Here is a 23,769-nt window from a genome sequence, read left to right as displayed (position 1 = left end):
CCGGCAGCCCTGTGGACAACCCGGCGCGGACGGTCCGGGTTGTCCACAGGGCCGCCGGGGGTGCGGGCCGGCACGCGGTTCAGTGCGCGGTCCAGCCGCCGTCCAGGACGAGTGAGGTGCCGGTGACGAAGGAGGCCTGCGGGCCGCACAGGTAGGCCACGGCCTCGGCGACCTCCTCCGGTTCGATGAGCCGGCGCAGCGCGCTGTCCCGCAGCATCACGTCGGTCAGCACCTGCTCCTCGGGGATGTCGTGCGCCCGGGCCTGGTCGGTGATCTGCTTCTCCACGAGCGGTGTGCGCACGTAGGCGGGGTTCACGCAGTTGGAGGTGACGCCGTGGGCGGCGCCTTCGAGGGCCGCTGTCTTGGACAGGCCCTCCAGCCCGTGCTTGGCGGACACGTAGGCCGCCTTGTAGGCCGAGGCCCGCAGCCCGTGGACGGAGGAGATGTTGACGATGCGTCCCCAGCCCTGCCCGTACATGTGGGGCAGGGCGCCGCGGATGAGGCGGAAGGGAGCCTCCAGCATCACGGTGAGCACCGTGTGGAAGACGTCGGGCGGGAACTCCTCGATGGGCCGCACCAGCTGGAGTCCTGCGTTGTTGACGAGGACGTCGGTGCCGGCGGCGGCGCGTTCGGCGGCGTCCAGGTCGGTCAGGTCCAGGACCTGGGTCTCCACGCTGCCCGGGAGGTCCGCGCAGCTCCCGGCGAGCGCGTCCAGGCCACCTGCGTCCCGGTCGATCGCTCTGACCTCGGCCCCGGCCGCGGCCAGTCGCAGCGCGCAGGCACGGCCGATGCCGCCGGCGGCGCCGGTGACGAGGGCGGTACGGCCGCCGAGGTCGAGCGAGGGGGCGTGGGGGGCCGGGAGGACACTGGGCGAGGTCATGCTCCGACCCTAGGGAGGGCCCCCCTCACACCCCATGTGGGCACGCCCCATATTTCAGAGGCAGTCAGTGGTCTCGAACCATGTGGGTGCGTCGGACAGCGCCTGCTTGATGCGGAGCTGCCCGAACGGCCCGAGGTCGGGCAGCGCGTCCACCGCGAACCAGCCGACCTCCAGCGACTCGTCGTCGTTGACCCGGGCCTCCCCGCCCACGGCCCGGCAGCGGAAGGTGATGTCCATGAACTGGCAGACGTCGCCGTTCTCGTACGTGACCGGGTTCAGTGCCTGGACGAGCACCAGGCGCTCCACGGCGCAGCGGACGGCGGTCTCCTCCTCCACCTCGCGCACGGCGCAGGCGGCGGGCTGCTCCCCCGGGTCGGGGATGCCACCGATCAGCGACCACCGTCCGTTGTCGGATCGTCGGCCGAGCAGGACCCGGCCCTCGTCGTCGAAGACCACGGCGGTGACTCCGGGGAGCCACAGCAGCTGATGCCCGGCGGTGGCGCGCAGGTCGAGGAGGAAGTCGGGAGTAGCCATACCCCGACCCTAACGGGGCTCCCGGGGCTCCCCCGGTGCCCCGGCGGGGCGTGCGGTCGGCGTACGGCTACACGCCACGGGCGCGCCGCCCGCGCACACCCGCGCCGACGGCCCAGCCGAGCCCGCCGGCCGCGACCAGCACCAAGGCGATCTCGGGCACCACGCCGAGCCGGGTGGCGGGGGTCAGGGAGGAGCGCAGGGGCACCTCCTGCACCAGGGAGTCCGCCACGAACATGCCGGTCCGCTGGGTGATCGTCCCGTCCGGCATGATGATCGCGCTCACGCCGCTGGTCACCGGCACGGTGACCGTCCGGCTGTGCTCGACCGCACGGACGCGGGACATGGCGAGCTGCTGGTAGGTCATCTCGCTGCGGTCGAACGTCGCGTTGTTGCTGGGCACGGAGATCATCCGGGCGCCGTCGGTGACCTCGGAGCGCACGGCCCAGTCGAAGGCGGCCTCGTAGCAGGTGACGAGCCCCACCTTGGTGCCGGCCATGGTGAACACGCCCGGCTCGGTGCCCCGGCTGAAGTCCTGGCTGACCATCGAGGTCCAGTCGTCGTTGATCGCCCCGATGAGCGAGCGCAGCGGCAGGTACTCGCCGAACGGCTGGATCTGCCGCTTGTCGTAGGTGTCGATCGGGCCCTTGTCCGGGTCCCACAGGATCTGCTCGTTGAGCAGTTCACCGTCGCGTTCCACGACGCCGCCGACCGAGACGGGCGCGCCGATCGCCTTGACGGCGCGGTCGATGACCGCGCGCGCGTCGGCGTTGGCGAACGGGTCGATGTCCGAGGAGTTCTCCGGCCAGAGCACGAGATCCGGCCTGGCGACCCTGCCGGCCCTGACCTCGGCGGCCAGCCGCTCCGTCTCGCGCGCGTGGTGGTCCAGGACGGCCCGCCGCTGGGCGTTGAAGTCGAGGCCGGCCCGGGGCACGTTGCCCTGGATCACGGCGACGGTCGCGGTGCCGTCCTCCGCCGCATCGCCGACCAGGGGCCGGGCCGCCACGGCTCCCACGACGGGCGCGGCCACGCAGAGCAGGGCCACCGCGGCCGCGCCGCGCCGTACCTCGCGGGTGCGGCGGGCCCGCACGGCCCACCGCGCGGTCTCGGCGAGGCCGAAGCCGCACAGGACGACCGCGAACCCGAGGACCGGGGTGCCACCGACCGCGGCGAGCGGCAGGAACACGCCGTCCGCCTGACCGAAGGCGACCTTGCCCCAGGGGAAGCCCTCGAAGGGCACCCGCGCGCGTGCGGCCTCCCCGGCGGTCCACAGGGCGGCGGCCCACACCGGCCACCCGGGAAGCCTGGACACCGCGGCGACGCCCGCGCCGACCAGTGCGAGGAAGATCGCCTCGATCACGGCCAGGGCGAGCCAGGGGCCGGGGCCCACCTCCACGCCGGTCCACACCAGCAGCGGCAGCAAAAAGCCCAGACCGAAGAGGTAACCGAGCCCGAGGCCGGCCTTCCAGCCTCGTCCGCGCAGCACCCAGCCGAGGACGGCGAAGGCAGGCAGGGCCAGCCACCACAGGTCGCGCGGCGGGAAGCTGACGTAGAGCGCCACTCCGGAGAGCGCGGCGGCGGCGGCCGGGAGGAGGCGCGGGAGCCGGGCGGCGACGCGCGCGGCGGGCGTGGTCCGAGGCTGCGTCCGATCCGACTCGCCGACGGAGGTTGCGGTGGCTGTCACCCCCCGGAGTGTACGGCGGGTGAGCGCGCCGCCGACAGCGCGGTGGCCCCGTGACCGGGCCGGACGCGCTGTCCGGCGCGGTGCCTACGGCGCGGGCTCGGCGGACGGGCCGGGGGCCTTCGGACGCAGCCGGTTCTTGATGACCTGGACGGCCGCCTCCGCGTCGTCCACGGTGATCGTGAAGGTGTGGCCGTCGCCCAGGCGCAGGATCAGGCCCTCCCCGCGCCGTACGACGACCGCGGTGCCCTTCTCGGGCCGCCAGCGGTATCCCCAGCCGCCCCAGTGACGCGGGGTGACGTGCGGGGCGAACTCCGCGCCGACCACCTGGGAGAGCGGGATGCGGCGACGGGGCACGCCGATGTGGCCGCAGCGCACCTCCAGGCACTCCTCGTCGACTCTCAGGGCGACGTGCACGAAGGCCAGCGTCCCGAAGAGCACGAGGAGGCCCGCCGCGATGCAGCCGACGACGGCCATGGCCAGCGGGGCGACGCCGGACTCCCAGGCCGACTCGACGGCCAGCGCGATGCCGAACGCCACACAGGCGGCGCCGATGAGCGCCAGGAACCACTGGACCCGGTTGGTGGCGCGTCCGGTCCAGACGTCCGGTGGGGGGATGGTCTCGCCGTGGCGATGCCTCATGGCTATGAGGTTACCCAGGTTTCGCTGCGTGGGTAGTCGGTCGCACAGGGTGACTGGGCCGACCGGGCGTGCCGTCGGTCAGCGCGCGGGCGTCACCGTGCGCAGGAGCCGGCCCTCGTCGTACGTCAGCGCGGCGGCGGGCAGCACGCCCTCGCGTCCGCTGAGCAGCACGGTGAGGGTGCCCTCGGCCGGGGCGCCCGGCTCGGGACGGGCCCCGATCCGGCGCAGGGCCTGCGCCGCGACGGCGCCCGCGGAGCCGTGCAGGACAAGGCGCGGGGCCCCGGGGCGCTGCACGGCGGCGCGGATGCGTTCGGCGACCAGTTCGTAGTGGGTGCAGCCCAGGACGACGGTCGTCACGTCGTCGGGGGTGAGGGCGGCCGCCGCGGCGACGGCCGCGGTGATCGCCGCCTCGTCCGCGTGCTCGACGGCGTCGGCGAGCCCCGGGCAGGGCACCTCGGTGACCGCCGCGCCGCCACCGAACCGCTCGATGAGATCGCGCTGGTACGGGCTGCCGGTGGTGGCGGGCGTCGCCCAGATCGCCACGGGCCCGCCGCCCGCCGCGGCGGGCTTGATCGCCGGGACGGTGCCGACCACCGGCAGTGCGGGCTCGAACCGTTCGCGCAGCGCGGGCAGCGCGTGCACGGTGGCGGTGTTGCAGCCGACGATCAGGGCGTCCGGACGGTGCGCGGCCGCGGCCTCGGCGACGGCGAGGGCGCGCCCGGTGAGGTCGTCGGGGGTGCGCGGACCCCAGGGCATGCCGTCGGGGTCGAGGGAGAGGATGAGATCGGCGTCCGGTCGCAGGCGCCGTACCGCGGCGGTGGCCGCCAGCAGGCCGATTCCGGAGTCCATGAGCGCGATCTTCACCCGGCCACCATAGTCGATGGTCCGCCGCGGGCCCCTGTCGTGGGGCACACTGCGCACGTGAGCGCCGATGTGTGGTCTTCCGCCGTGACCGTCGTTCCCGCCCTCTCCCTCGCCGCCTGGCTGTGGCTGCTGCTCGCCCGGGGCTTCTTCTGGCGTACGGACGTGAGGCTGCCCGAGCTGCGGGAGCCCGCCGACTGGCCCTCGGTGTGCGTCGTCGTCCCGGCGCGCGACGAGGCGGCCGTCCTCGGTGCGAGCCTGCCGTCGCTGCTGGGTCAGGACTACCCCGGGCGGGCGGAGGTCTTCCTGATCGACGACGGCAGCACCGACGGGACGGGCGGGCTGGCGTGCGAGCTGGCCCGCGAGCACGGCGGGCTGCCGCTGACGGTGGCCTCACCGGGGGAAGTGCCGGCCGGCTGGACGGGCAAGCTGTGGGCGGTGCGGCACGGTGTCGGCCTGGCCCGGGGGCGCGGACCCGAGTACCTGCTGCTGACGGACGCCGACATCGCGCACGCCCCGGACAGTCTGCGACGGCTGGTGGCGGCGGCCCGCACGGGCGGTTTCGACGTCGTCTCGCAGATGGCCCGGCTGCGCGTGGAGAGCGGGTGGGAGCGGCTGGTGGTGCCTGCCTTCGTGTATTTCTTCGCGCAGCTGTACCCGTTCCGGTGGATCTCCGGGGAGCGCGGGCGTCGCGGGACGGGAACGGCCGCCGCGGCGGGGGGCTGTGTGCTGATGCGCGCCGACGCTGCCGAGCGGGCGCGGATCCCGGACGCCATCCGGCACGCCGTCATCGACGACGTGGCCCTCGCCCGGGCCGTCAAGGGCCGCGGCGGCCGCGTCTGGCTGGGTCTCGCGGACGGGGTGGACAGCGTGCGCCCCTATCCGAGCCTGCGCGACCTGTGGCGGATGGTCTCGCGCAGTGCGTACGCGCAACTGCGGCACAACGTGCTGCTGCTGGCCGGGACCGTGGCCGGCCTGGTGCTCGTGTACCTGGTGCCGCCCGTGGCCGTGGTGGTGGGCGCGGTGACCGGGTCCGCGGCGGCGGCCGTCCTCGGCGCCGCGGCGTGGCTGGTGATGGCGGGCACCTACCTGCCGATGCTCCGCCACTACCGGCAGCCGGGGTGGCTCGCTCCGCTGCTGCCGTTCACGGCGTTCCTGTACCTGCTGATGACGGTGGACTCGGCGGTGCAGCACCACCGCGGGCGCGGTGCGGCCTGGAAGGGCCGCACCTACGCACGTCCCGCGGTCGTGCCGGACGAGGGCCGGCCCGCCGCGGGTGGCTGATCACTTCCGGCCGGGGGTCCAGTTCATGCCCCACCCGTAGGCGTGGTCGACCGTGCGCTGCGGGCTCACGCCCCGCTCGGGCACCAGGTAGCGGGCCTCGCGCTGGACGACCAGGTCGCTGCCGGTGCTGGTGATCAACGCGAGGGCGCAGACGGTCGAGGGGACCGTGCACTCGTCGAGCGAGAAGTCGATCGGGGCGCCGTACTGCGGTTGGAGGGTGACCGTGGCGTGCAGGTCGGCGAAGGAGCGGGCGCCCTCGTAGATGGTCACGAAGACGAGGACGCGCCGGAAGTACTGCTTGTGGTCGAGGTTGACCGTGAGGTTCTCGCCGCTCGCCACGGCGCCGGTGCGGTCGTCGCCGTCGAGGTGGATGAAGGGTGGCTGGTGGAGGGCGCCGAAGGCGTTGCCGAGGGCCTGGACGACGCCTTTGCTGCCGTCGGTGAGTTCGTACAGGCAGCACAGGTCGAGATCGAGGTCGTCGTGCATGGCGACCGGGCGGCCCAGTTTGCGGGCCCAGCCGGAGAACTGCTTGCGCACCTCCCAGTTGAGGTTGACCCGCAGGGCGCCGGAGGTGCCGCCCTGCTTGGTCAGGGAGACGGAGGGCGCCGCCTTGGTGAGCGTGACCTTGGTCAGCCGGACCGGCTCGGCGGGGGGTGCGGCCGGAGCGGGCGGCGGGGCGGTGGCCGGCCGCGTCACGGCAGGGGCCGGGGGCGGCGCGGTGGGGGCCGGCGCGGCGGCCGGCGGTGCCTGCTGCGGTTCGTCCACCGAGATGCCGTAGTCCGTGGCCAGGCCCTCCAGCCCGCTGTCGTAACCCTGGCCGACGGCCCGGAACTTCCAGGCACCCTGGCGCCGGTAGAACTCGCCGAGCACGAAGGCGGTCTCCACCGTCGCGCCCGGGTTGTCGAAGCGGGCCGCCACGGTGTTCCGCGCGGCGTCGCGGACCTCGATGTACAACTCCGGCACCCTGCCGAACGATCCACCGTCGGAGGAGGCCGCGAGGATGACGGTCTCGATCGCGGGCTCCACGCGCGTGAGGTCGACGAGCAGGCTGTCGGTCACCCGGCCGCCTGCCTCCCGCTTGCCCTCGTGGCGGACCGCTCCGGAGGAGTGTGCCGACTGGTTGTAGAAGACGAAGTCCGCGTCGGAGCGGACCTTCCCGCCCACCAGGAGCAGGGCCGAGGCGTCCGCGTCGGGCACCCCGGGGCCGGACCGCCAGCCCAGCTCCACCCGCAGCGCCGTCGTCGGCACCGGGGTGTTGGAACCTTTCGACATCGACATGTCCGCCCCCATCACGTTCCACCGAGCCGGGCCGTTTCCCGGCGGGTCCGCCAGTTTTCCGCGTCAACCCGCTCCCCCGCCACCCACCCCTGGCGAGGAGTGTGCGAAGACGGGGGGACAACCGCCGGTAACCCGCCCGGAACTCGGCCTTTACCCCTGGAGAGCGTGGCGTGACGCCCCATTTCGGCGCGTTCGCTCCCATTGGTGGTACCAGGGCGTCGCGGACACGGAAAACAACCCTCTTATCGGTCTCCCCAACCAGCACATCGTGGGCTTAACTTATGTGCCATGACCTCCCCCCGCTCCACTTATGGCGGCGGCTACTACTCCGCCTCCTTCCCGGACACCCCGATCTACGACTCCCTCGTCGCCGAACGGGGCACTCCGCAGATCGCCCCGATCCGGGTTCCGGCCGCGTACGACGCGCCCAGCCACCTGCCGGCCCTCCCGTCGGCCCTGCCCGCCCTCCCGGCGGCACCTTCGCAACCCTCCTACGGCTACCCGCAGCAGGCCCAGCCCGCCCCGCTGCAGCAGGCCCCCGCCGCGTACATCCCGCAACAGGCGACCGCGCCCCGCGGGTACCCCGGCCCCCAGTACCAGCAGCAGCCCCGGCCGGCCGCTCCCGGCCCGGCGGGCTACGAGGCGATGCGTCCCGCGGCACCCCGGCCGGCGCCGGCGCCGTACCAGGACCCGTACCACCAGCAGCAGTACCGCGGCTACTGAGCCGACCCCGGGGTCTGTCGGTGCCACCTGGCACGATGGCGTCATGGGGAACGCGCGACTGCAGTCGATCCACGTCCATCCGGTCAAGTCGTCCCGGAGCCTGTCGCTCCGGGAGGCCGTCGTGGAGCCCTGGGGGCTGGCCGGAGACCGCCGCTGGATGCTGATCGACGACGGGGGAAAGGTCGTCACGCAACGCCAGCAGCCGCGCCTCGCCCTGGCCGCCGCCGAGCTTCTGCCCGGCGGCGGCCTCCGGCTGTCCGCGCCCGGCCGGGAGCCGCTGACGGTGCCGGTCCCGCGCGCGACGAGCACCGTCGTCACCCAGGTCTTCCGCGACAAGGTCGAGGCGGTCCCCGCCGAGGACGAGTCCGCGCACGCCTGGTTCAGCGCCTTCCTCGGCATCGACGTGCGGCTGGTGTACCTGGACCACCCCGCCACCCGCCGGCCCGTGGACCCGCAGTACGGGCTGCCCGGGGAGACCGTCACCTTCGCCGACGGGTATCCGCTGCTCCTGACGACGACGGCCTCTTTGGACGCCCTCAACTCCCTGATCGCCGAGGGGGAGCACGCGGACGAGGGCCCGCTGCCCATGGAGCGCTTCCGGCCGAACGTGGTCGTCTCCGGTACCGCGGCCTGGGCCGAGGACGACTGGTCCCTCGTCTCCGTCGGCGAGGTCACCTTCCGGGTCGCCAAGCCGTGCGGACGCTGCGTCGTGACCACCACCGACCAGGGCACCGCCGGGCGCGGCAGGGAGCCGCTGCACAGCCTCGGCCGGCACCGCCGCGTCGACGGCAAGCTGGTGTTCGGGCAGAACCTGGTGCCGGTCGGCCGCGGCACGGTCCGGGTCGGCGACCCGGTACGGGTCGTCGAGTGACCCGTCGCCCTCCCACGGACGGATTCCGGTCAGGCGCCGGAGCGCGGGAACCCGGGCCACGGCCCGGGGCGTTGGGGTTCATGAGAGTTGCGCGAGAAGCGCGGTGGGGGGTCGTCCGCGCAGGACGGAGTCCCCCCGACGGCCCGCGTGGGTACGACTCGGCCGGGGGCGAGCGGGAGGGGTGAGCTGACCGTGCGGGCGATCGGAGGGCTCTGGCACTGGCGGCACAATCCGCTGTGCCGCAGGACCGACCTCTCCGAGGCCTGGGTGGCCCTGGCCGGACTGCTCTCGATCCTTCTCGTGGCGCCCCTGATCGGCGTGGCCGTGGGCGGGGCGGTGCAGGACGTCCTCCAGCGCTCGGTGCGCGAGCAGCACGAGTCCCGGCACCGGGTGACGGCCACGGTGATACGCACCCTGGAGCGTCCGCCGCTGACCCTCGACCCGGAGGGCGCGGCCGGCGGGGACCTGCGCAGCCGGGTCCTCGCCGGCTGGTCCGCGCCGGACGGCTCGCGACACGAGGGGCCGGTCACGGCCGGCCTGGACGACCCCCACGCAGGTGACCGCTTCGCACTGTGGACGGACGGGCAGGGCAGGGCGGTGGCCCGGCCGCTCGACTCCGCCAGCGCCACGACGCACGCCGCCCTCGCCGGGCTCGGCGCAGCCCTGGGGACCGCGGCCCTGGTCGAGGCCGGTCGGCGGTTCGTCGTCTGGCGCATGGTCCGCCGCCGGTACGCCCGCCTGGACCAGGAGTGGCAACGGGCGGGGCCGGACTGGGGCAGGGCCGGCACGGGCAGCTGATGGGCTTCCGCCTCCGGTCAACTCACCACCTGCGCGCACGCTACGGTGGACCGGCCGAACCGAATCGGCGACGACCCGCGTACGACGAGGTGGGGGCACAGCAACGCCATGGCACAGGGCACGGTCCAGGTGACGCACACCGGCACCTCGCGGTGGCGGCGCCGCACAGGTGAGTACGCATCGCTCGCCGCCGCCCTGGAGGCCGCGGCCGACGGGGACGTCCTCACCGTCGCCCCCGGGACCTACCGGGAGAACCTGGTCGTCCAGCGTGCGGTGACCCTCCGCGGGCCCGAGGGCGGACAGGGCTCGGTGCGCATCGCGCCGGTCGACGGTGTCCCGCTGACCGTGCGGGCCGCGGCGGTGATCCAGGACCTGCACGTGGAGGGCCAGGACGCGGCGGCTCCCGCGGTCCTCGTCGAGGACGGTACGCCGGAGCTGCTGGGCCTGCGGGTGGTGGCGCGTTCGGCCTCCGGGATAGAGGTGCGCGCGAGCGCGCGTCCCACGGTGCGACGCTGCACCGTCGACAACCCGGCCGGTGTCGGTATCGCCGTCCTCGACGGCGGGGGCGGTGTCTTCGAGGAGTGCGAGGTCGTCTCGGCCGGTCAGGCGGGCGTCGCGGTGCGCTCCGGCGCGCACCCCCGGCTGGACCGCTGCCGGATCCACCACGCGGCGGGCTCGGGCCTCACGGCCACGGGCGAGGGTTCCGCGCTGGAGGCCGTGGGCTGCGAGGTCTACGAGGTACGGGGCAGCGGCGTACAGGTCACCGGCCGCGCCACCGCGCACCTGACCGACTGCGACGTGCACCGCACCACCGGCGACGGCATCACCCTCGACACGGACGCGGTGCTCACCCTCGCCGACTGCCGGATCCACGACATCCCGGAGAACGCGGTCGACCTGCGCTCCCGCTCCGTCCTCACCCTGACCCGCACCACCGTCCGCCAGTTCGGCCGCAACGGCCTGTCGGTGTGGGACCCGGGCACGCGGGTGGACGCCAACCAGTGCGAGATCTTCGACAGCACCGGCGACTATCCCGCGGTCTGGGTGAGCGACGGCGCCACCGCGGTGCTCGACTCCTGCCGGGTGCACGACGTGCCGGACGCGCTGTTCGTCCTGGACCGCGGCTCCCGCGTGGACGTGGTCGACAGCGACCTCTCCCAGGTCCGCAACACCGCGGTGTCGGTCAGCGACGGCGCCACCGCCCAGCTCGACGACTGCCGCATCCGGGACGCGGCGACCGGCGCCTGGTTCCGCGACCACGGCAGCGGCGGCACCCTCAACAACTGCACCCTGGACGGCAACCGCACCGGCGTGATCGTCACCAAGGGCGCCGACCCGACCATCGAGCGCTGCACGGTCGACTCGCCCTCGGAGGCGGGGGTCTACGTGTCGGCCGGGGGCCGCGGCAGCTTCCTCGGCTGCCGTGTGACCGGCAGCGCCGGCTACGGCTTCCACGTGATCGACGGCTGCCGTACGACGCTGCGCAAGTGCCGCACGGAGCGGTGCGCGCGCGGCGGGTACGAGTTCGCGGACGCCGGCCCGGACGCGGGGTCCGACTCGGGTCCGCTGGTCGAGGACTGCACCAGCGACGAGAGCGGCGGTCCGGCGGCACCCGCGCCACCGGAGCCGGTCGTGCAGACCGCGGGCCGGTCCGCGGGGCTCCTCGGTTCGATCCCCGGCCAGCGCAGTACCGAGCAGGAGTCCCTGATCGCGGACGCCGGACCGCGGGAGCCGGCCCGCACGTCGAAGGAGGTCCTGGGCGAACTGGACGCGCTGGTCGGCCTGGACAGCGTCAAGCGCGAGGTGCGGGCCCTGACCGACATGATCGAGGTGGGCCGGCGCCGCCGGCAGGCGGGCCTGAAGGCCGCCTCGGTCAAACGCCACCTGGTCTTCACCGGCTCCCCGGGCACCGGCAAGACCACCGTCGCCCGGCTGTACGGCGAGATCCTCGCCTCCCTCGGCGTGCTGGACAAGGGGCACCTCGTGGAGGTGTCCCGGGTGGACCTGGTCGGCGAGCACATCGGCTCCACGGCGATCCGCACCCAGGAGGCGTTCCAGCGGGCGCACGGCGGCGTGCTGTTCATCGACGAGGCGTACGCCCTCTCCCCCGAGGACGCGGGCCGCGACTTCGGCAAGGAGGCCATCGACACGCTGGTGAAGCTCATGGAGGACCAGCGGGACTCGGTCGTCGTCATCGTCGCGGGGTACACGGCGGAGATGGAGCGGTTCCTGTCCGTCAACCCGGGGGTGGCGTCCCGCTTCTCACGGACCATCACCTTCGGCGACTACGGGCCCGAGGAGTTGCTGCGGATCGTGCGGCAGCAGGCCGACGAGCACGAGTACCGGCTGGCGCCGGGTACGGCCGAGGCGCTGACGGAGTACTTCACCGCGCTGCCGAAGGGCCCGGCCTTCGGCAACGGCCGCACGGCACGCCAGACCTTCGAGGCGATGGTGGAACGGCACGCGAGCCGGGTCGCCCAGCAGCCCGACCCCAGCACGGACGACCTGACGCTGCTCTACGCCGAGGACCTGCCGGAGCTGCCGTAGCGCACCGGCGGTCGCCTCAGCAGGATCCGGGCCCGTCGTCCGCCGCCGGAACGGACTCCGGCCGGCCGGTGCGGCGCGGGGCGGGCACCTCCGGGCGCAGCCGGGCCAGCAGGCGCCGCCGCTCCTCGGCGAAGGCCGGATCGGCCTGGTAGTCGGAGTGACCGAGGATCGGTGCCGGCAGGGGGTGCAGTGCGGTGCGGCCGTAGCTGAGCGGGTCCTGGAGGGGGGCGCGGTCCACGGCGGGGCCCGAGTCGCCGGGCAGCCGCACCGGGCCGCCGATCGGGTCGGTGGGCCGGTACAGGTTGCGCCAGCAGTCGACCTCCGCGTGCAGGGAGTCGAGCGCGGCCGGTCCGAAGTGGGCGGGGAACCAGCGGCCGTACAGCCGCTCCAGCGGGGAACCGTAGGTGAGCAGGGCGACCCGCTTGCGGGCCGACGGCTCCAGCTGCCAGGCCGCCGAGGCGGCGAGGACGCTGCCCTGGGAGTGCCCCGAGATGACCAGCCGTCCGCCGGTCGCCCGGGTCCAGGACGCCATCCGCCAGGTCAGGTCGGGGACCGCGCGCTCGGCGTAGCAGGGCGGGGCGAAGGGGTGGGCGGCGCGCGGCCAGAAGGTGCCGACGTCCCACAGGATGCCGATCGTGCGCCGCGCGGAGGCGTCCTTGTAGGCACGCCTGCCCCAGGTCACGAACAGTATGAAGCCGAGGCCGATGAGCCAGGAGCCCAGGGCCTGCGCGGTCTCGGCGGCGCCGTGCACGGCGGCGGGCGTTCCCCGTGCGGCGTCGGCGGGCGACCGGTCGGTCGTCATCGCGCCGACCAGGGCCGCGGCGCCCAGCAGCAGGGTGGCGGCGGAGGTGATCGCGACGAGGAGGGGCGCCCGGTCGGTGAGACCGGCCGTGGCGCGGGCGAACGCGATGCGCCGGGTGCGTCCCGGGTCTCCGGCCTCGTCGGCGTGGCCGTCCTCCACGGCGGCCCGTTCGGCGCGGACGAGGCGCCAGGTGTGCCGGGCGAGGACGGCGCACATCAGCAGCACGACGACGAGCAGCGGCGGGATGACGGACGCCTGCCAGGTCAGCAGGACGGGCGGGCCCTCGATGGAGGCGTCGGTGCCGTCCAGCCAGTCGGACACGCGCTGGGAGACGCCGCCGGACATCACGCCGCCCAGCGCGCAGGCCAGCATGGCGACGGCGGGGCCGCCGAGGCCGCGGATCGCGGCGCGGGCGTCGGGGAGGCTGCGGTGCAGCAGGTGCGCGACCACGGCGAGCACGATGACCAGCAGGCCCTGCGTCAGCGCGAGCCCGCCGAAGGCCGTGTCCCCGGGCAGCCGGCCGGCCGACGTCCACCCCGGGCGGGCCCAGCCGCCGTACAGCAGGGCGCCGGCGAACAGGAGGAGGGCCGCGAGCGGCAGGCGCCGGACGAGGCGCTCGTCCAGGGCCCGGTCGAGGCACCTCTCGCTGCGGCCACGGCGGCAGACCACGGCGACCACGGCGACTGCCCCGGCGGTCAGCGCCGCCGTCAGGAGCCAGCCCAGTGTGTCCAGCGGCGCGGGTCCGCCGTCCCGGCGGTCGAACCGGGCCGCCGGTACGCCGACCGCCGCGGCGACCGTCAGCAGGGCGGCGGCGGTGTGCGCGGCGCGCAGCCGGGCCACCAGGCGGCGGCCGTACCAGAATCCGGGCCGGCTCAGGGCGTTGCGGGCGGGTTCCTCCTCGGGTGCCGTGCCGCGGTCGATCGGCTGCTGGGACTCGTACGCCCGCCAGGTGCGCAGCGACAGGTACCACAGCAGGCCGGTGAGCGCGGCGGGCACCGCGGCGGCCAGGGCGAGCCTGCGGCCGGGCGCGCTCCACCAGCCGCCGTCCGACATCGCCGGCGACAGGAACCCCAGCCAGGAGTGCCGCTCGGCGCAGCGCAGCGTGCCCGCGCACTGCCAGGCGACGAGGTCCAGCGCGACCTCGCAGGCCGCGGCGACCAGCAGCACCGTCAGGGTCAGCCCGGCGAGCCGCACCAGCAGGCCGTAGAGGCGGACGGTGCGCGTCCTGCCCTCGGCGGTGGGCCGCATCCAGTGGGCGAGGTTGACCACCATGAAGGGCAGGAGGAGCAGCCACAGGGCGCGGGTGCCGTTGCCGGAGGTGAGGTTGCACCAGACGTAGGCCTCGGGCACCGGCCGGCCCCGGTAGTCCTCCGGCCGGGACTCGGCGTCGGCGTCCTCGGTGCGCCGGAAGACGGCCGCGACGTCGTCGCCCGTGACGCGTACGGTCCGCGGGTCGTCCAGCATGTCCGCCGGGGTGGTGCCGCCCACTCCGTGGACCAGGAGTTCCAGGGCGGTGCCGGCTCTCCCGTCTTGCCCGCCATCGGGCCCGGGGGTGTCCGGCGTGTGCGTCCCGGCCGGTTCCTGCGCCTGTTCCACTGTCCGCACTCCCCCGTGACGCGCCGTCGGCTCTGTCCGCGCGGGCACAAGGATCTCCGTTGCGCGGACGTCGCACACCCCTCGGCACAGGATCTCCCCCGAACCGTGTGACAGGCGACACCGGAACGGGACAGAAATGGCATGTGCGCGGCAGACAGGCGGTGGCGCGGCCCGTGGCACGGCGTGCGAGGATGGGACGTCCGCGCACCGGAGCGGGGAGAACTCCTCGTCGGAGCCGGTGCGCCGGGTGTGGCGGACGGTGTGCGGCGAAAGGACCGAGGCGTACGTGAGTGAGAATCCGAACCTCCTCGCGGAGCAGCGGCGCGCCCTGATCCTCGACGAGGTGCGCCGCCGGGGCGGGGTCCGCGTCAACGAGCTGACCCGCAAGCTCGGCGTGTCGGACATGACGGTCCGCCGCGACCTCGATTCGCTGGCCCGCCAGGGCGTGCTGGAGAAGGTGCACGGCGGTGCGGTCCCGGTGGTCGAGGCCAGCACGCACGAGCCGGGGTTCGAGGCGAAGTCGGGTCTGGAGCCGACCGCCAAGGAGGACATCGCGCGGGCCGCGGCGGAGCTGGTCGCGCCGGGCGCGGCCATCGCCCTGTCGGGCGGTACGACGACGTACGCGCTGGCGCACCGGCTGGTGGACGTGCCGGATCTGACGGTGGTCACCAACTCCGTGCGGGTGGCCGACGTGTTCCACGTGGCCCAGCGCACCTCGGGGGCGAGGCAGGGTGCGGCCACGGTGGTGCTGACGGGAGGGGTGCGCACTCCCTCCGACTCCCTGGTGGGACCGGTCGCGGACCAGGCGATCGCGACGCTCCACTTCGACGTGCTGTTCCTCGGTGTGCACGGGATATCGGCCGAGGCCGGTCTGTCGACGCCGAACCTGGCGGAGGCCGAGACCAACCGGCGGCTGGTGCAGTCCGCGCGGCGTGTCGTGGTCGTCGCCGACCACACCAAGTGGGGGGTCGTGGGACTGAGTTCCTTCGCGGGACTGGAGCAGGTGGACACCCTGGTGACCGACGCCGGTCTGCCGTCGGACGCCCGCGCGGAGATCCCGGAGCACCTGGGCCTGGTCGTGGCCGGAGACGTCGCGGCCGACGAACCGGAGACGGCCGGCTGAAGCCCCTCCCGTCCGGTCCGGCCCCGCTGACACCGGGGCGGTCCGCGGCTATCGTGGCGCCACCCGCCCGGTCGCCCGCGTCCGCGGCTCTGCCCAAGGGGGTTGCGTCCATGGCTCGCCGTCTGCGTCCGGTGGGACTCGGCTTCGTCGAGACGGCACCGGTACGCCTGGTCTTCGCCAGGGAGATCTCCGCCTCTCCGGATGCGGTCTTCCGGGCGCTCGCCGAGGACGTGCGGGGCTGGCCCGCGTGGTTCTCGGCGGTGACACAGGCCCGGCCCATAGGCGAGGGAGCGGGACGCGAGATCCGGCTCAGGGGCGGGACGCGCTTCGTGGAGACCGTCCTGACGGCCCGGCGGCCCGAGGTGTACGCCTATCGCGCGGACGTCACCAACGCGCCCGGCGCCCGGGCCCTGGTCGAGGAGTGGCGGCTGGCGCCCGCCGGGACGGGTACGCGCGTGCGGTGGACGTGCGCCGCGGACGGTACGGCTCCGTTCCGTTTCGTGCTGAACCGTGCCCGGCCGGGCCTGGGACGCGCCTTCCGGGACGCGGTCACCTCGCTGGACCGGCGCCTGACCCGTCCGTAGCCTCCGGCCGGGGGCGGGTCAGACCGGCCACTCCCCCGTGCGCAGCAAGGACTCGATCGCCGCCGTGTACGGCCCGATGTCGAGGCCCTGGCCGGCGAGCCAGGCGTCCGAGTAGTACTTGTCGAGGTACCGGTCCCCCGGGTCGCACAGCAGCGTCACCACGCTGCCCCGGCGGCCCTCGGCCACCATCTCGGCGACGATCTTCAGCGCGCTCCACAATCCGGTGCCCGTGGAACCGCCCGCCTTGCGGCCGATGGCCCGCTCCAGGGCCCGGACGGCGGCCACGCTCGCCGCGTCCGGCACCTTCATCATGCGGTCGACGGCGCCGGGCACGAAGCTCGGCTCCATCCGGGGCCGGCCGATGCCCTCGATACGGGAGCCGCAGTCGCAGGTGACGTCCGGATCGCCGGTGGTCCAGCCCTCGAAGAAGCACGAGTTCTCGGGGTCGGCGACGCAGATGCGGGTGTCGTACTGCATGTAGTGCACGTAGCGGGCGAGGGTGGCCGAGGTCCCGCCGGTGCCGGCCGTGGCGACGATCCACGCGGGTTCGGGGAACCGTTCGAGCCGCAGCTGCCGGAAGATCGACTCGGCGATGTTGTTGTTGCCGCGCCAGTCCGTGGCACGTTCCGCGTAGGTGAACTGGTCCATGTAGTGGCCGCCGGTCTCGGCCGCGAGGCGGGCGGACTCCTCGTACATCCGCCGGGAATCGTCCACGAAGTGGCACCGTCCGCCGTGGAACTCGATCAGACGGATCTTCTCGGCGCTGGTCGTGCGCGGCATCACGGCGATGAAAGGCACGCCGATCAGGTTCGCGAAGTACGCCTCGGAGACGGCCGTCGAACCGCTGGACGCCTCGATCACCGGATGGTCGGGCCGGATCCAGCCGTTGCACAGGCCGTAGAGGAAGAGCGAACGGGCGAGCCGGTGCTTGAGGCTGCCGGTGGGATGGGTCGACTCGTCCTTCAGGTACAGGTCGATGCCCCACCGCTCGGGCAGCGGGAAGAGGAGCAGGTGGGTGTCGGCCGAGCGGTTGGCGTCGGCCTGGACCTTGCGCACGGCTTCTTTCAGCCAGGCTCGGTAGGCGGTGTCGCTGTGGTCGACGTCGAGGGTGGCGCCGGTACGGGTGTGCTGGGGGGTGCTCACGAGGGGCTCCTTACGCTGCGCGCCGACGGCGCTTCACGCGGCCGACGCCTCGATCATAGGCACCTGCGGCACGCTTCTCACCTGCATAAACACACCTTTGACGGCACCAAAGGCAGGCCTGGGGCAGGGCGTCCGGCCCGGTGGGGGGCGCATTCGCGCGAATGCTCCGGTCGCCCTCGGAAAGGGAGGGTGCGTACTGGTGCTCGGCGCGTGGTGCGGGCAGACTGCCAGCGGGCGGGACCGGGTTCCCGTCGCGGACGCACACGGGAGCACGACACGAGCCGGCCGTACCGGGGGCCCAGCGCGGTACACGGTCCGGCCGATCGAGGGGCAGGGGGGCGACGGCATGGCGGAGCCGGAGTTCAGGGCCACGGGGGTGCGGATCGGCAAGCGGCTGCGCTCCCTCACCCGGGCCGGGACGGTCCGGATCAGCGGTGGCAGGGTGGAGTTGCTCACCAGCTACGGCAGTGAGATCGACAGCGCTCCGGTGCAGGCCGTGCGTGCCTCCCGGCCCTGGTTCGCACCGGAGGACCGGGCACTCGCCGACCTCGACGGCAAGCGCTACCTGCTGACCCTCGGCGAGCGCGACCCCGCGCCGGGTGAGCCGGGGCCGCCCGCGGCCCGCCGTTTCATCGAAGCGGTGCGCAGGGCGGCCGGGCATCGCGGTTGAGATGTCCGTAAGTTGCGGTGCCTCACCCCTTGCGTCACTCTGGTCTCACGTCACTCTGGGTTTACCGGCGATAACGCTGCGAACCAGCCCGCCGGCCACGACAGCAGGCGGCGGCGTGCCGCGTGCGCCCTGCTGGATCCGAACTCCGTGTTCTTCCGGACCTCTATGTCGGGGAGTCGCAGCCGTGATCAGTCACCCAAGCAGACACTGCACGGTGGAGCTCCAAGCCCTGCCGTCGCGGATCGGCCAGGTCCGCAGAATCGTATCTGCGCAATTGCGCTACTGGCATATGGACTCCCTGATCGACCGGGCCGCGCTCGGCGTGACGGAGTTGCTGACCAACGTCCATCTGCACGCCCAGCCCGACAAGACGTGCACCGTGGAGATAGAGCTGCTCCTGGACCGGCTCACCGTCTCCGTGCGGGACCACGATCCGCGCCTGCCCGTGGTGGACGACGCCGAGCCGCTGGCGACGTGCGGGCGCGGGCTGTCCATGGTGGCCTCGCTGAGCGAGAGCTGGGGTGCCCGGCCGGACGGCGAGTCCGGCAAGGTCGTCTGGTTCACACTCCCGACGGCCGCCGGTGCGCCGCTCACCGCGCCACCCGTCTCCGCCCGTCCGCCGCGGCGCCTGGTCGAGGAGGTGCCGGCCGCCGCCTTCGCGGCGGAGGTCGAGCACTCGGTCGACCTGCGCGCTCCCCAACCCGCTCCCGCCCGGTCGGCCGTTGCAGGCTGACCGGGCGGTGACCCCTCGCTGTCGCGGGCCGTGCGGTGGGCTGCCTCGCGGGCTGCCGGGCGGGTGACGCGCCGACCGCGAGCGGTTCGGTGCCGGGGCTTCGTGCCGGTCGCCTTGCGCTGGTTGCCGTGCGCCCGTGCGCCTCGTTCCGCGCACCCGTGCGTCTCGTGGCGGGTGCCTGGTGCCCGGTGTCTGGTGCAGGCTCGTGGACAGGGTGTCGGCGAGCCCGGGTGGCCGGCGCGGCGGCAGTGCGCATGTCTCGCGGGGTGTGCCCCCTGGCCTCCCGGGACCGGGCGGCGCGCACGACCGGGACTCCGGCCGGGCTACGCGGAGCAACGTCGTAGGCTCGCAGCCATGTTGAGACTCGGTATCCCCGTCATCGGCGTCACGGACCTGCCCCGCGCCGTGGAGTTCTGGACCGCGGCCCTGGACCTGGTCGTGGCGGAGGAGTGGACGAGCGAGACGTGGCGGACGCTCGCTCACGCCGACGGCTCCGGGCGGGCCCTCGGTCTGATGCGCAGCGACTCTCCGGCCGAGCCGCGCCCCCGCCTCCACCTCGACCTCTTCACGGACACGGAGGAGGAACAGCGGGCACAGGTGCGGCGGCTGATCGGCCTGGGTGCGCGCGCCGTCGAGTGGGACCTGTACCCGCCGGACCCCGACTTCGTCGTCCTCGCCGACCCGGACGACAACGTCTTCTGCGTCGTCGACCTCAGCCGCGCCCCCAGCGGCGGCAGCCGGCCGACGCCCTGACCGGACGGGTCCGCCCGCTCCCCGTCCCGGGCACGCCCCGCTAGGGCCTGTCCGACAATTCCCGTCGTCGCCCGGAGGGCGGCCTCGCGGCGTCAGGTGCGTGCTCTGGGGGTCCCCCCGGCCGGAGGCTGGGGGGTGCCGGGCGCAGAGCCTTGTACTGGATGTACTTGGCTCTGCGCCCGGTGCGGCGAGAGTGCGTGCATGGCGTCGCGAGGCAGGCGGGATTGTCGGACAGGCCCTAGGCCGACACGCCCAGCGGGTCGTCGAGGACCGGCTGCCAGGCCAGTTCGGCCGCGCCGACCAGGCTGTTGTGGTCGAGGCCGCAGGGCAGGATGGGGACCCCGCCGCTCTGCCCCCACAGGCTGCGGTCGGCGACGACGGCGCGCAGGCGCTGGGGGTCTGCGTCCAGCAGTGACCGGTGGAGTCCGCCGAGGACGATGCGGTCCGGGTTCAGGATGTTCACCAGACCGGCGAGACCGAGCCCCAGCCGGTCGATGAGGGTCTCGGTGGCGGTGCGGACGGCCGGGTCGGTGTAGTGGTCGCGGATCAGGTCGTGGGACTGCTGGAGGAGGGACACCTCGGGTCCCGGCTCGCGGCCGGCCGTCCTCAGGAAGGCCAGGGGGTCGGTCTCCACGTCCAGGCAGCCGCGGCTGCCGCAGTGGCAGGGGCGGCCTTCGGGGTTGACGGTGAGGTGGCCGACCTCCAGGGCGAGACCGGAACTGCCGCTGTGCAGGCGGCCGTCGAGGACGAGCGCGCCGCCGACGCCCCGGTGGCCGGTGGCCACGCACAGCAGGTCGCGCGCGCCGCGCCCGGCGCCGTGCCGGTGCTCGGCCAGCGCCGCGAGGTTGACGTCGTTCGCGGCGAACGCCGGTCCCTCGATACCGGCGGCGCGCACCTGCTCGGCGAAGATCCGCCGCACGGGCGCGCCGGCCGGCCAGGCCAGGTGCAGCGGGTTCAGGGCCAGACCCTCCGGCTCGGCGACGGCGGACGGTACGGCGAGCCCCGCACCGACGCAGCGCCGCCCGGTCTCCCGGAGGAGTTCGGCACCCGCCTCGACGACGGAACCGAGCACCTTCGCCGGGTCGGCGTCGACGACCTCGCAGCCGGGCGCGGTGGCGACGATGCGGCCCCCGAGACCGACCAGGGCCGCGCGGAACCCGTCGGAGTGGACCTGGGCGGCGAGGGCGACCGGCCCGTCCTCGGCGACCGCGAGACGGTGCGAGGGGCGGCCCTGCGAACCGGCCGCCGCGCCGGGCCGCGCGTCGACCCTGATCAGGCCCAGCGCCTCCAGTTCGGCGGCGACCGCGCCGGCCGTGGCGCGGGTGACGCCGAGTTCCGCGGTGAGGACGGCCCGGGTGGGGGCGCGTCCGGTGTGCACGAGTTCCAGCGCGGGTCCGAGCGCGCCGCGCCCCCGGTCCAACCGCGTCCTGGAGGTGGTCCCTTCCCCCGCCCGGGGGTCCGCCTTGCCGGTCATGGGGGCGAGTCTAGGCTTTGGAAGCCGCTGACCCGCAGCGTGATGTTCAGACGCCCGGAGAGGCCCAACGCGGGCGGCGCGGTGCCCGCGTGCACCCGCGGCACCCCGTGGTACGCCTGCCGGGACGGCCCGCCGAAGACGAACAGGTCGCCGCTGCGCAGCTCGACGTCGGTGTAGGGGCGGGTGCGGGTGTCGGGGTTGCCGAAGCGGAAGACGCAGGTGTCGCCGAGGCTCAGGGAGACCACCGGCGCGTCGGACGTCTCGTCGGCGTCGCGGTGCATGCCCATGCGGGCGTCGGCGTCGTAGAAGTTGATCAGCGCGATGTCGTAGGGCGTCTCCGCCACCGCGTCGGCGCCCAGCGCGTCGGTCACCGCCCGGCGGCCCAGCTCGCCCAGCCGGTCGGGGAAGGGCTTCACGGGCGCGCCGTCGCCGTCGACGACGGTGCGGGCGTAGCCGTACGGGTGCCAGTGCCAGCCGAGGCACACCTGCCGGGCGCTCATGGTGCCGCCGGGGGTGCGGACCGTGCGGAGTCCGGCCGGGGGGCGGGCCCACGCGCGGCAGGCGTGCAGCAACTCGCGCTGCCGCCCGGCGTCCAGCCAGTCCGGCACGTGGACGGCGCCGGGCGCGATCTCGGCGGGGGCCCTGGGGAACAGCTCGGCGTCCATGCCTCCCATCCTGCCCGGCCCGGCCCCGCTCCGCCCGACCCGGCCTGAGCTGCGGCTCGGCTAGCCTGGTCGCACGATGAACGACCGCGACGACCGTATGACGACACCATGGGGCGAGCTCGTGCTCGCCCGCTTCCCCGAGGACCCGCGTGAGCGGCTCCGTGCCTGGGACGCCTCCGACGAGTACCTGCTCCGGCACCTCGCGGAGCGGGAGGTCCCGCTGTCCGGCACCGTCGTGGTGCTCGGCGACCGCTGGGGCGCGCTGGTGACGGCGCTGGCGGCGCACCGGCCGGTGCAGGTCACCGACTCCCACCTCACGCGGGAGGCGACCCGCGCCAACCTGGAGCGGGCCGGCGTCGAGCCGGGTTCGGTGCGCCTGCTGACCACGCAGGACCCGCCGCCGGACCGCGTCGACGTGCTGCTGGTGCGGGTGCCGAAGAGTCTGGCGCTGCTGGAGGACCAGCTGCTGCGGCTGGCGCCCGCCCTGCACGAGGGCACGGTCGTCGTCGGCACCGGGATGGTCAAGGAGATCCACACCTCGACGCTCAGGCTCTTCGAGCGGATCGTCGGGCCGACCCGGACCTCGCTGGCCGAGAAGAAGGCCCGGCTCGTCTTCTGCACGCCCGACGTCTCGCTGACGCGCCCCGCCAACCCGTGGCCGCTCGCCTACCGGCTCCCCGACGACGTCGGTCCGTTCTCCGGCCTGGAGGTCGTCAACCACGCCGGTGTCTTCTGCGCCGACCGCCTCGACATCGGCACCCGCTTCTTCCTCGGGCACCTGCCGAAGGCGGGCGCCCGGCGGGTGGTGGACCTGGGCTGCGGCAACGGTGTGGTGGGGACGGCGGTGGCGCTGACCGACCCCGGGGCCGAGGTGCTGTTCACCGACGAGTCCTTCCAGGCCGTGGCCTCGGCGCGGGCGACGTACCGGGCGAGCGGGGCCGCGGGGAAGGCCGAGTTCCGGGTCGGTGACGGGCTGGACGGGGTGCCGGACGGCAGCGTCGACCTGGTGCTCAACAACCCGCCCTTCCACTCCCACCAGGCGACGACGGACGCCACCGCCCGGCGGATGTTCGCCGACGCGCGGCGGGTGCTGCGCCCCGGCGGTGAGCTGTGGGTGGTCGGCAACCGGCACCTGGGCTACCACGTCACCCTGCGGCGGCTGTTCGGCGGCAGCCGCCTGGTGGCGAGCGACCGGAAGTTCGTGGTGCTGAAGGCCGTCAGGAAGTAACCGCCAGGAAGCAGCCGTCAGGAAGCGGTCGGGGCGACCACCCGGATGATCGAGGCGACCGTCCGCACCATGGCCTCCCGGCCCGCGGTGAGGTAGCCCCGCGAGTCGGCCGCGTCGGGGCGGGCGGCCAGGTACTCCCTGATCGCGCCGGTCATGGCGAGGTTGAGGGCGGTGCCGACGTTGACCTTGGCGATGCCGCCCGCGACCGCTGCCCTGAGCTCGTCGTCCGGGACCCCGGAGGAGCCGTGCAGGACGAGCGGCACCTCCAGTGCGGCGGAGAGTTCCTTGAGCAGGCCGTGGTCGAGGGCGGCGGTGCGGGTCGTCATCGCGTGCGAGCTGCCGACGGCGACGGCCAGGGCGTCCACGCCGGAGTCGGCGACGAAGGCCCGCGCGTCGGCGGGCCGGGTGCGGGCTCCGGGAGCGTGGGCGTCGAGCGGCGCGGCGGCCCTCCCTCGCCCGTCCGGCCCCGTCTTGCCGCCGACCTCCCCCAACTCGGCCTCGAGCCAGAGCCCCTGGGCGTGCGCCCAGTCGGCGGCGGCCCGGGTCGCCGCGAGGTTCTCCGCGTACGGCAGCCCGGAGGCGTCGTACATCACGGAGCTGAACCCGGCGTCCGGGGCCTGCCGCAGCAGGCTGTCGCTCTGGACGTGGTCGAGGTGCAGCGCGACGGGAACGGCGGCGGCCTCGGCGGCGGCGACGGCCGCGCGGGCCAGCGGCAGCAGGCGGCCGTAGCGGTACTTCACGGCGTTCTCGCTGACCTGGAGGACGACGGGGCTGTGCACGGACTCGGCGCCGGCCACGACGGCCTCGATGTGCTCCAGGGTGATGACGTTGAAGGCGGTGACGGCGGAGCGCGCGGCGGCGGCGCGGCCGACCAGGTCACCGGTGGTGGCGAGGGGCACGGC

The 23,769-nt window shown here is 74.4% G+C and carries 22 protein-coding genes; 11 read left to right on the top strand and 11 right to left on the bottom strand.

Translation table 11 applies throughout. The features are described from left to right. Positions 1 to 79: 79 nt before the first annotated feature. The 5 genes from AC07FV_RS13650 to AC07FV_RS13630 all read right to left on the bottom strand — a co-directional run bounded on the left by AC07FV_RS13650 (position 80) and on the right by AC07FV_RS13630 (position 4,598). Complete coding sequence (locus tag AC07FV_RS13650; protein ID WP_479087073.1) at positions 80 to 880, bottom strand: 3-hydroxybutyrate dehydrogenase; 801 nt, start codon at positions 878 to 880, stop codon at positions 80 to 82. A 54-nt stretch (positions 881 to 934) separates the two neighbouring features. Further along, positions 935 to 1,414, bottom strand: a complete 480-nt coding sequence (locus AC07FV_RS13645; protein ID WP_356606793.1) for an NUDIX hydrolase — start codon at positions 1,412 to 1,414, stop codon at positions 935 to 937. 67 nt (positions 1,415 to 1,481) lie between these two features. Next, positions 1,482 to 3,095: an apolipoprotein N-acyltransferase gene (gene lnt, locus AC07FV_RS13640; protein ID WP_479087071.1), complete on the bottom strand. Its 1,614-nt coding sequence runs from the start codon at positions 3,093 to 3,095 to the stop codon at positions 1,482 to 1,484. Positions 3,096 to 3,179: 84 nt separating this feature from the next. Continuing rightward, positions 3,180 to 3,734, bottom strand: a complete 555-nt coding sequence (locus AC07FV_RS13635) for a hypothetical protein (RefSeq protein WP_356606789.1) — start codon at positions 3,732 to 3,734, stop codon at positions 3,180 to 3,182. Positions 3,735 to 3,812: 78 nt separating this feature from the next. Next, on the bottom strand, positions 3,813 to 4,598 hold the full coding sequence (locus tag AC07FV_RS13630; RefSeq protein WP_479087069.1) for a glutamate racemase: 786 nt from the start codon (positions 4,596 to 4,598) through the stop codon (positions 3,813 to 3,815). A gap of 39 nt (positions 4,599 to 4,637) precedes the next feature. Here AC07FV_RS13630 and AC07FV_RS13625 point away from each other — a divergent pair, with 39 nt between their 5' ends. Continuing rightward, positions 4,638 to 5,879, top strand: coding sequence for a glycosyltransferase (locus AC07FV_RS13625; RefSeq protein WP_479087068.1), 1,242 nt, complete (start codon positions 4,638 to 4,640; stop codon positions 5,877 to 5,879). Here the strand turns inward: AC07FV_RS13625 and AC07FV_RS13620 are convergent, their stop codons facing one another. After that, positions 5,880 to 7,151: a TerD family protein gene (locus AC07FV_RS13620; protein WP_479087367.1), complete on the bottom strand. Its 1,272-nt coding sequence runs from the start codon at positions 7,149 to 7,151 to the stop codon at positions 5,880 to 5,882. It lies immediately after the preceding gene. A 294-nt stretch (positions 7,152 to 7,445) separates the two neighbouring features. On the opposite strand from AC07FV_RS13620, the gene AC07FV_RS13615 reads away from it, so the two are divergent. From AC07FV_RS13615 to AC07FV_RS13600, 4 genes are all read left to right on the top strand, one after another. Beyond that, on the top strand, positions 7,446 to 7,880 hold the full coding sequence (locus tag AC07FV_RS13615) for a DUF6643 family protein (protein WP_479087067.1): 435 nt from the start codon (positions 7,446 to 7,448) through the stop codon (positions 7,878 to 7,880). 43 nt (positions 7,881 to 7,923) lie between these two features. Next, positions 7,924 to 8,751, top strand: coding sequence for an MOSC domain-containing protein (locus AC07FV_RS13610; RefSeq protein WP_479087065.1), 828 nt, complete (start codon positions 7,924 to 7,926; stop codon positions 8,749 to 8,751). 192 nt (positions 8,752 to 8,943) lie between these two features. Further along, entirely contained in the window at positions 8,944 to 9,549 is a 606-nt protein-coding gene (locus AC07FV_RS13605) for an Rv1733c family protein (protein WP_479087063.1), read from the top strand. A 108-nt stretch (positions 9,550 to 9,657) separates the two neighbouring features. Beyond that, the gene (locus tag AC07FV_RS13600; protein WP_479087061.1) at positions 9,658 to 12,096 is read left to right on the top strand and encodes a right-handed parallel beta-helix repeat-containing protein; all 2,439 of its coding nucleotides are present in this window, start codon (positions 9,658 to 9,660) and stop codon (positions 12,094 to 12,096) included. Between the two features lie 16 nt (positions 12,097 to 12,112). On the opposite strand, the gene AC07FV_RS13595 is transcribed toward AC07FV_RS13600, so the two are convergent. Next, positions 12,113 to 14,494, bottom strand: a complete 2,382-nt coding sequence (locus AC07FV_RS13595) for a hypothetical protein (RefSeq protein WP_479087060.1) — start codon at positions 14,492 to 14,494, stop codon at positions 12,113 to 12,115. A gap of 286 nt (positions 14,495 to 14,780) precedes the next feature. Between AC07FV_RS13595 and AC07FV_RS13590 the strand changes: the two genes are divergently transcribed. Beyond that, positions 14,781 to 15,617, top strand: coding sequence for a DeoR/GlpR family DNA-binding transcription regulator (locus tag AC07FV_RS13590; RefSeq protein ID WP_479087058.1), 837 nt, complete (start codon positions 14,781 to 14,783; stop codon positions 15,615 to 15,617). Positions 15,618 to 15,727: 110 nt separating this feature from the next. Beyond that, the gene (locus tag AC07FV_RS13585; protein WP_479087056.1) at positions 15,728 to 16,201 is read left to right on the top strand and encodes an SRPBCC family protein; all 474 of its coding nucleotides are present in this window, start codon (positions 15,728 to 15,730) and stop codon (positions 16,199 to 16,201) included. Positions 16,202 to 16,219: 18 nt separating this feature from the next. Here the strand turns inward: AC07FV_RS13585 and cds1 are convergent, their stop codons facing one another. Further along, positions 16,220 to 17,344, bottom strand: a complete 1,125-nt coding sequence (gene cds1 / locus AC07FV_RS13580) for an L-cysteine desulfhydrase Cds1 (RefSeq protein WP_479087054.1) — start codon at positions 17,342 to 17,344, stop codon at positions 16,220 to 16,222. A 346-nt stretch (positions 17,345 to 17,690) separates the two neighbouring features. Here cds1 and AC07FV_RS13575 point away from each other — a divergent pair, with 346 nt between their 5' ends. The 3 genes from AC07FV_RS13575 to AC07FV_RS13565 all read left to right on the top strand — a co-directional run bounded on the left by AC07FV_RS13575 (position 17,691) and on the right by AC07FV_RS13565 (position 19,500). Next, entirely contained in the window at positions 17,691 to 18,014 is a 324-nt protein-coding gene (locus AC07FV_RS13575; RefSeq protein WP_383636670.1) for a hypothetical protein, read from the top strand. 184 nt (positions 18,015 to 18,198) lie between these two features. Beyond that, positions 18,199 to 18,747 (top strand): ATP-binding protein, encoded by a 549-nt coding sequence (locus tag AC07FV_RS13570; RefSeq protein WP_479087052.1) that lies wholly within the window; start codon positions 18,199 to 18,201, stop codon positions 18,745 to 18,747. 354 nt (positions 18,748 to 19,101) lie between these two features. Then, a complete protein-coding gene (locus tag AC07FV_RS13565; RefSeq protein ID WP_479087051.1) occupies positions 19,102 to 19,500 on the top strand; it encodes a VOC family protein in 399 nt (132 codons plus the stop codon). 238 nt (positions 19,501 to 19,738) lie between these two features. Here AC07FV_RS13565 and AC07FV_RS13560 read toward each other — a convergent pair whose 3' ends face one another. Further along, positions 19,739 to 20,974, bottom strand: a complete 1,236-nt coding sequence (locus AC07FV_RS13560) for an ROK family protein (protein ID WP_479087050.1) — start codon at positions 20,972 to 20,974, stop codon at positions 19,739 to 19,741. Beyond that, a complete protein-coding gene (locus AC07FV_RS13555) occupies positions 20,971 to 21,639 on the bottom strand; it encodes an alpha-ketoglutarate-dependent dioxygenase AlkB family protein (protein ID WP_479087048.1) in 669 nt (222 codons plus the stop codon). Before AC07FV_RS13555 ends, AC07FV_RS13560 begins: the two co-directional genes overlap by 4 nt. Positions 21,640 to 21,736: 97 nt before the next feature. Between AC07FV_RS13555 and AC07FV_RS13550 the strand changes: the two genes are divergently transcribed. Next, on the top strand, positions 21,737 to 22,867 hold the full coding sequence (locus tag AC07FV_RS13550) for a methyltransferase (protein ID WP_479087365.1): 1,131 nt from the start codon (positions 21,737 to 21,739) through the stop codon (positions 22,865 to 22,867). Positions 22,868 to 22,884: 17 nt separating this feature from the next. Here the strand turns inward: AC07FV_RS13550 and AC07FV_RS13545 are convergent, their stop codons facing one another. After that, complete coding sequence (locus AC07FV_RS13545; RefSeq protein ID WP_479087047.1) at positions 22,885 to 23,766, bottom strand: class II fructose-bisphosphate aldolase; 882 nt, start codon at positions 23,764 to 23,766, stop codon at positions 22,885 to 22,887. Between the last annotated feature and the right edge of the window lie 3 nt (positions 23,767 to 23,769).

The sequence above is a fragment of the Streptomyces sp. NPDC045956 genome (assembly GCF_056430705.1).
This window is presented reverse-complemented; position numbering and strand designations above follow the sequence as displayed.